Here is a 611-nt window from a genome sequence, read left to right on the forward strand (position 1 = left end):
TAAGTGGAAGAGCTGGGGCCTGAGCCGGCCATAATGGCGGGCATAAAGGATCCAGAAGATGACGAAACGAAGCAGACGGACCCACTCGGCAACCTTCAAGGCCAAGGTGGCCATGGCCGCGCTCAAGGGCGACAAGACGCTGGCGGAATTGGCCCAGCAGTATGACGTGCACCCGAGCCAGATCACGGAGTGGAAGCAACAGTTGGCGGAGCACGCCGCGGACGTGTTCGGCGGCGGCAAAACCAAGACTGCGGCCGAGCCGCCGGTGGACGTGAAGGCGCTGCATGCAAAGATAGGCCAATTGACACTGGAGAACGATTTTTTAGAGCACGCGCTCGGCAAGGCGGGATTGCTGAGCGGAAAGCGATGATTGACCGCGATCACCCGCTGCCGGTGAGCCGCCAGGTCAAGCTGGTCGACATTTCCCGATCGAGCGTCTACTACCAGCCGCGTCCAATCAGCGACGCGGATCTGAGGCTGATGCGCCGGATCGACGAACTGCATCTGGAGCATCCCTTCGCGGGCGCACGCATGCTGGCCCGCCTGTTGCGACGGGAGAGCATCCCGGTCGGCCGCCGGCACGTGCGCACGCTGATGAAGCGCATGGGCAT

General features: G+C 62.8%; 1 pseudogene. It reads left to right on the forward strand.

Annotated features, from left to right (window positions below):
* Positions 1–58: 58 nt before the first annotated feature.
* Positions 59–611, forward strand: a pseudogene (locus tag MKD38_RS30810) (IS3 family transposase); the annotation flags it as partial.

The organism is Cupriavidus sp. WGlv3 (genome assembly GCF_023952475.1).
In the GTDB taxonomy this organism is placed as follows: Bacteria; Pseudomonadota; Gammaproteobacteria; order Burkholderiales; family Burkholderiaceae; genus Cupriavidus; species Cupriavidus phytorum.